Here is a 5,588-nt window from a genome sequence, read left to right on the forward strand (position 1 = left end):
CCAGCCGGTCCTCCAGCCTTGCCACGCTCTTGCCGATGGCCGATGCCGAGACTCCCATCAGCCGGCCTGCCGCCACGAAGCTGCGGGTCTCGGCGACCTGCACGAACACCAGGAAACCGTTGAGGCTGTCCAAGGCCACTCCTTCATTGCGGACAGAAAGTTCCGCATAACCCGGAAATCTACCCCACTTTTTCTTTAATCGAGGGCTTTCTATCGTCAGGACCCTGTTCATTGATCCCGGGAATTCCCATGACGATTGCTCTTTCTGCGGCATCTGCTGCACCCGCTGCGCTGCCTGCAGCCCCGTTGAACTCGCCCCTGTCCGACCGCATCCAGGCCGTGGTCCGGCAGGCGCTTGAGGCGCAGCGCCTGGTCGGCACCGTGGTGCTGGTGGCGCGTGGCGGCGCCCTGGTCCACCGCCAGGCGGCCGGCTGGGCTGACCGCGAGCGCGGCCTGCCCATGGCCGTGGACACGGTGTTCCGCCTGGCTTCGGCGAGCAAGCCCATTGTTTCGGCGGCGGCCCTGGTGCTGGTGGCGCAGGGCCGGCTTGGTCTGGATGAGGGCGTGGACCGCTGGCTGCCGCAGTTCCGGCCCCGGCTGGCCGATGGCCGGCCGGCGCGCATCACCGCGCGGCAGCTTCTCAGCCACACGGCGGGGCTGGGCTACCGCTTCTTCGAGTCCGACGCACAGGGCCCTTATGCGCTGGCCGGTGTATCGGACGGCATGGATGGCTCGGGCATCAGCCTGGCGGAGAACCTGTGCCGCATCGCCAGCGTGCCGCTGCGGTACGAGCCCGGCACGGCCTGGGGCTACTCGCTGGCCACCGATGTGCTGGGCGCCCTCGTCGAACAGGTGCACGGCAGGCCGCTGGAGCAGGCCGTGCGCGACCTTGTGGCCGGGCCGCTGGGCATGGCCGATACCGGCTTTGCGGTGACCGATGCACTGGCCGCACGGCGCGTGGCCACGGCCTATGTCAACGATGTGCCGCAGCCCCATCCGCTGGCCGAGGGCGAGACCGTGTCGCCCTTCGAGGGCGCCATCGGCATCCCGTTCAGCCCGGCCCGCATCTTCAATGCGCGGGCCTTTGCCTCGGGAGGGGCGGGCATGGCCGGCACGGCCGGCGACTTCCTGCGCCTGCTGGAGGCCCTGCGCCAGGGCGGCGGAACGCTCCTGCCCGACGCGCTGGTCGCCGAGATGGCGCGCGACCAGACGGGCGGGCTGGAGCTGCCCGATGCGCCCGGGTTCGGCTTCGGACTGGGCTTTTCCGTGCTGCGCGATCCGGCGCTGGCCGCGTCGCCCGAGTCGGCGGGCACCTGGCGCTGGGGCGGGGCCTACGGGCATTCCTGGTTCGTGGACCGGGCACAGGAACTCAGTGTCGTGGCCTTCACCAACACCTTGTACGAGGGCATGTCGGGGCGCTTCGTCAACGATTTGCGCGACGCGGTCTACGGGGTTTGTGAGGTCCACGGGGCTTCGGGAGAGCCGCAATGAACGGAACACGCCAGGACCGCCTGCCCGTTGCCTCCCTGCTGGCGCTGGCCATGGCAGCCTTCATCACCATATTGACGGAGGCGCTGCCGGCCGGCCTGCTGCCGCAGATGGCCCAGGGCCTGGCGGTGACCGAGGCCTGGGTGGGCCAGACCGTCACCCTCTACGCCATAGGTTCCCTGGTGGCCGCCATACCGCTGACGGCCGCCACGCAGGGCATGCGCCGCCGCCCCCTGCTGCTGGCGGCGATCGCGGGCTTTGTCGTCGCCAACACGGTCACGGCCTTGTCCACGCACTTTGCGCTGACCCTGGTGGCGCGCTTTCTGGCGGGGGTCTCGGCCGGGCTGCTTTGGGCGCTGCTGGCAGGCTACGCGGCACGCATGGTGCACGGCCATCTCAAGGGCCGCGCCATCGCCATTGCCATGGTGGGCACGCCGCTGGCGCTGTCGCTGGGCGTGCCGGCCGGCACCGTGCTGGGCCAGTGGGTGGGCTGGCGGCTGTGCTTCGGCCTCATGAGCGTGCTGGCGCTGGCGCTCATGGTCTGGGTGCGCGCCCGCCTGCCCGACTTTGCGGGGCAGGCGGCAGGCCGCCACCTGCCGCTGCGGCGCGTGTTCACCCTGGCGGGCGTGCGCCCCGTGCTGTTCGTGGTGCTGGCCTTCGTGCTGGCGCACAACATTCTCTACACCTACATCGCGCCCTTCCTGGCGGAGGCGGGCATGGCCGCGCGCACGGACCTGGTGCTGCTGGTGTTCGGCGCCACCTCCGTGCTGGGCATCTGGATCACCGGCGTGCTGATCGACCGCCACCTGCGTGCGCTCACGCTGGCCAGCATTGCGCTGTTCGCCTTGTCCACGCTGATGCTGGGCGTGGCCGCAGATGCGCCGGCCCTGGTGTATGCGGCGGTGGCCGTCTGGGGCCTGGCCTTTGGCGGCGCCGCCACGCTGCTGCAGACTGCCATTGCCCACACGGCGGGCGAGGCCGCCGACGTGGCGCAGTCCATGCTGGTCACGGCCTGGAACATGGCGATTGCCGGCGGCGGCATCGTGGGCGGCCTGCTGCTGGCGCGCATGGGCGTGGGCGCCTTCACGCCCGTGCTGCTGGCGCTGCTGGGCGCATCGCTGGCCGTGGTGTGGGCGGCCAGGCGGCATGGGTTTCCTGCGGTGTGCAGGTAGGTAGGGAGGGAGCAGGACGCGGCCTGCCCGCCTCAGGGGAACTCAGAGGTGCCAGGCTGCCGCTGAAGCGCTTCATTGCGCTGGCCCAGCCAGCCCAGCAACTGCGCCTTGTCCATGGGCCGTGCAATGTGATAGCCCTGTCCCTCCTGGCAGCCCATGGTGCGCAGGGCCTGCCAGGCGCTGGCGTCCTCTATGCCTTCGGCCAGGACCTGCAGGCCGAGCTTGCGGCCCAGCTGGGCGATCATTTCGGCGATGCGCGCTTCCTGTGATTCGCCAAGCTGGCGCACGAAGCTGCGGTCGATCTTGATGCGGTCCAGCGGCAGGCGCTCCAGGTAGCTCAGCGAGGAGTAGCCGGTGCCGAAGTCGTCGATGGCAATGGTCACGCCCAGCGTGCGCAGGGCGCTGAGCGTGGCCTGCAGCAGCTGGGTGGGCAGGACCGCGACGGATTCGGTGATCTCCAGCTCCAGCTGCGCGCCCTGCAGGCCGTGCTCGGCCAGGGCATGGCGCACCGTCTGCAGAAAGCCCGGGTCCTGCAGCTGCACGGTGGAGACGTTGACGGCCATGCGCCGGGGCGCGCGGCCGGCGTCCAGCAGTTCGCGCATGGTGCGGCAGGCCGTGGCCAGCACCCATTGGCCCAGCGGCACGATGAGGCCCGAATGCTCGGCCACGGGAATGAAGCGGTCGGGCGGCACGAAGCTGCCGTCCTGCCGTGGCCAGCGCAGCAGGGCCTCCAGGCCGACCAGGGCATGGGTTTCCAGGTCCAACTGGGGCTGGTAGACCAGGAAGAGCTGGGCGCCGTCGATGGCCGCGCGCAGGTCGGACAGCAGCAGGGCGCGGTCGCGTGCCTCCATGCCCATGTGCTCGGAGTACTCCAGCAGCTGGCCCCGGTGGTCGCGCTTGGCGCGCTTGAGGGCGATGGTGGCGTCCTTGACCAGGTCGGTGCCGGCCTGGCGTTCACGGGGCAGGTGCACGTAGCCGCAGGTCAGCGAGACCTTGTGCGGCACGCCGTCCACGGCCAGGGGCTGGCGCGCGCAGTCCAGCAGCTGGCCCAGGGCCACTTCCCTTGTGGGGCCCAGGATGCCGAAGGTGTCCGAGCCCACGCGCGCCAGCAGCACGCCGGCGGGCAGGGCGCCGGCCAGGCGGCGGGCCATGGCTTCGAGCAGGCGGTCGCCGAAGCGGTGGCCCATCACGTCGTTGGTGGCGCTGAAGTCGTCGATGTCCACCAGGGCCAGCACATGGTCCTGCGTGCCGCGCCACACGCATTCGTCCACTTTTTCCACGAAGTGGGCGCGGTTGGGCAGGCAGACCAGGGGGTCGAAGTAGGCGGACTGATGCAGGCGCTCCAGCAGGCCGCGGTTGTGCAGCAGCGTGCGCAGGTTGGCGCAGAAGACTTCGAGCAGCTGGCGGTCCAGTGCGCTGTGCGAGGCCGGCGCGTCGATGAAGACGGCCATGTCCTGCTCGTCTCCCCGGCCTATGTACAGGGCCACGCCGCGCTGCACGCCATAGATGTTGCGGCGGGTCTGCAGCGCCTGGCGCAGCAGGCGCAGCCCGCGCGAGGCCAGCACGGTGGCGATGGGCTGGTCGATGAGCCGGGCGAATGGCCCCGTGGCCGCGAGCACGCGGTAGGGCTCGGCCGGGTGCGTGCCCTCCGAGCAGACCAGGCCTTCGCTGGCCACGCCCAGCAAGGTGGCCAGCTGGGTGATCACGCCGCGTGCGAAGGCGTGCAGATTGGTTTCCTCCAGCAGCGAGGCGCTGGAGCGCACCATCAGCTCCAGGCTGCGGCGGTTGGCCTCGATGGCGCACAGCTGCTCGTAGGAGCGCACGGCGGTCACCACGATGGCCAGCAGCCGGTCGGGCGTGAGTTCGGTCTTGGTGCGGCAGTCGTTGATGTCGTAGCGCAGCAGGGTTTCCAGATCGGGCGCCTGGCCCGGGCGGCCGGTGCGCAGCACGATGCGGCTGTTGCGCAGGCCGGCCGTGTAGCGGATGAAATCCACCAGATCCAGCCCGGCGCCCGTGCCATCGGTCACGGCGTCGAGCACCACCACGGCCAGGTCCTGCTCGCTGCGCAGCAGGTTGCGTGCCTGCGTGCCGGAGCGGGCGTAGAGGAACACCAGCGGCCGGCCGAACAGGGTGTGGCCTTCCAGCGCCAGGCGGAAGGCGGCGTGTACGTCGGGGTCGCTGTCCACGATCAGCACCCGCCATTCAGGCCCGGGCACGGGCGATGGCGGGGGCGGCTGCAGGGCAGGCTGCAGGAGGGCGGAAGCAGGGGCGGGCGCCCTGGGCGCCCGTGCGCGCATCACGAAACTCATGCCTCAGCCCTGTCTGTGTCCGCGCCGCTCAGGCCGTGGCATGGTCTGCCGCGCGTACGACCTGGTTGCGCCCGCTGCGCTTGGCGGCGTACAGCGCCTCGTCGGCCAGGCTGTAGGCCTCGTCGAAGCGGCCGCCGCTCGGGCGCCAGCTCACGCCGAAGCTGGCCGTGATGCAGCTGGCGTCGGGCAGGCCGAAGGGATGGGCCTCGATGGCGGCGCGCACCTGCTCGGCCACCCGCACGGCGCCGTCGCTGTCGTGCTGGGGCAGCAGCACGGTGAATTCCTCGCCGCCCACGCGGCCGATGTGGGCCGTGTCCGGCACGGCGGCCTTGAGGCAGCGCACCACGCCCAGGATCACGCTGTCGCCCACGGGGTGGCCGAAGCTGTCGTTCACGCGCTTGAAGTGGTCTATGTCCAGCACGATCAGGGCCAGGCCCTGCTGGGTGAAGTGGCGGTTCACGCGCTCGATGATGGCCGCGCGGTTGAGCACGCCGGTCAGCGGGTCGTGCGTGGCGCGGTACTCCAGCTCGCCGGCCAGCTCCTGCAGGCGCTGGTTGAGCTGGGTCATCTCCAGCTCGGCGCGGTCGCTGCGGCGCACCAGCCGGCGCGTTTCGCGCAG

Annotated in this window: 5 protein-coding genes; 2 read left to right on the forward strand and 3 right to left on the reverse strand. The window is 70.9% G+C overall.

The genetic code is table 11. The features are described 5' to 3' along the window. A partial coding sequence (locus tag L995_RS32115; RefSeq protein WP_156136096.1) for a helix-turn-helix domain-containing protein occupies positions 1–133 on the reverse strand: 133 nt, incomplete at its 3' end. Between the two features lie 116 nt (positions 134–249). Here L995_RS32115 and L995_RS18500 point away from each other — a divergent pair. Continuing rightward, the gene (locus tag L995_RS18500; protein ID WP_047472932.1) at positions 250–1,491 is read left to right on the forward strand and encodes a serine hydrolase domain-containing protein; all 1,242 of its coding nucleotides are present in this window, start codon (positions 250–252) and stop codon (positions 1,489–1,491) included. Continuing rightward, a complete protein-coding gene (locus L995_RS18505; RefSeq protein ID WP_047472933.1) occupies positions 1,488–2,660 on the forward strand; it encodes an MFS transporter in 1,173 nt (390 codons plus the stop codon). Before L995_RS18500 ends, L995_RS18505 begins: the two co-directional genes overlap by 4 nt. A 32-nt stretch (positions 2,661–2,692) precedes the next feature. On the opposite strand, the gene L995_RS18510 is transcribed toward L995_RS18505, so the two are convergent. Beyond that, a complete protein-coding gene (locus L995_RS18510) occupies positions 2,693–4,969 on the reverse strand; it encodes a putative bifunctional diguanylate cyclase/phosphodiesterase (protein ID WP_047472934.1) in 2,277 nt (758 codons plus the stop codon). Between the two features lie 28 nt (positions 4,970–4,997). After that, positions 4,998–5,588: GGDEF domain-containing protein (locus L995_RS18515; protein ID WP_052195826.1), on the reverse strand; the 591-nt coding region annotated here is incomplete at its 5' end.

Origin of the sequence: Delftia sp. ZNC0008 (genome assembly GCF_000799035.1) — a bacterium.
GTDB lineage: Bacteria > Pseudomonadota > Gammaproteobacteria > Burkholderiales > Burkholderiaceae_C > Comamonas > Comamonas tsuruhatensis.

What these genes read in the sequence shown, in the direction of transcription:
- L995_RS18510 (WP_047472934.1), bottom strand. Translation starts at nt 4,969, where the DNA reads ATGAGTTTCGTGATGCGCGCACGGGCGCCCAGGGCGCCCGCCCCTGCT.
- L995_RS18505 (WP_047472933.1), top strand. Translation starts at nt 1,488, where the DNA reads ATGAACGGAACACGCCAGGACCGCCTGCCCGTTGCCTCCCTGCTGGCG.
- L995_RS18500 (WP_047472932.1), top strand. Translation starts at nt 250, where the DNA reads ATGACGATTGCTCTTTCTGCGGCATCTGCTGCACCCGCTGCGCTGCCT.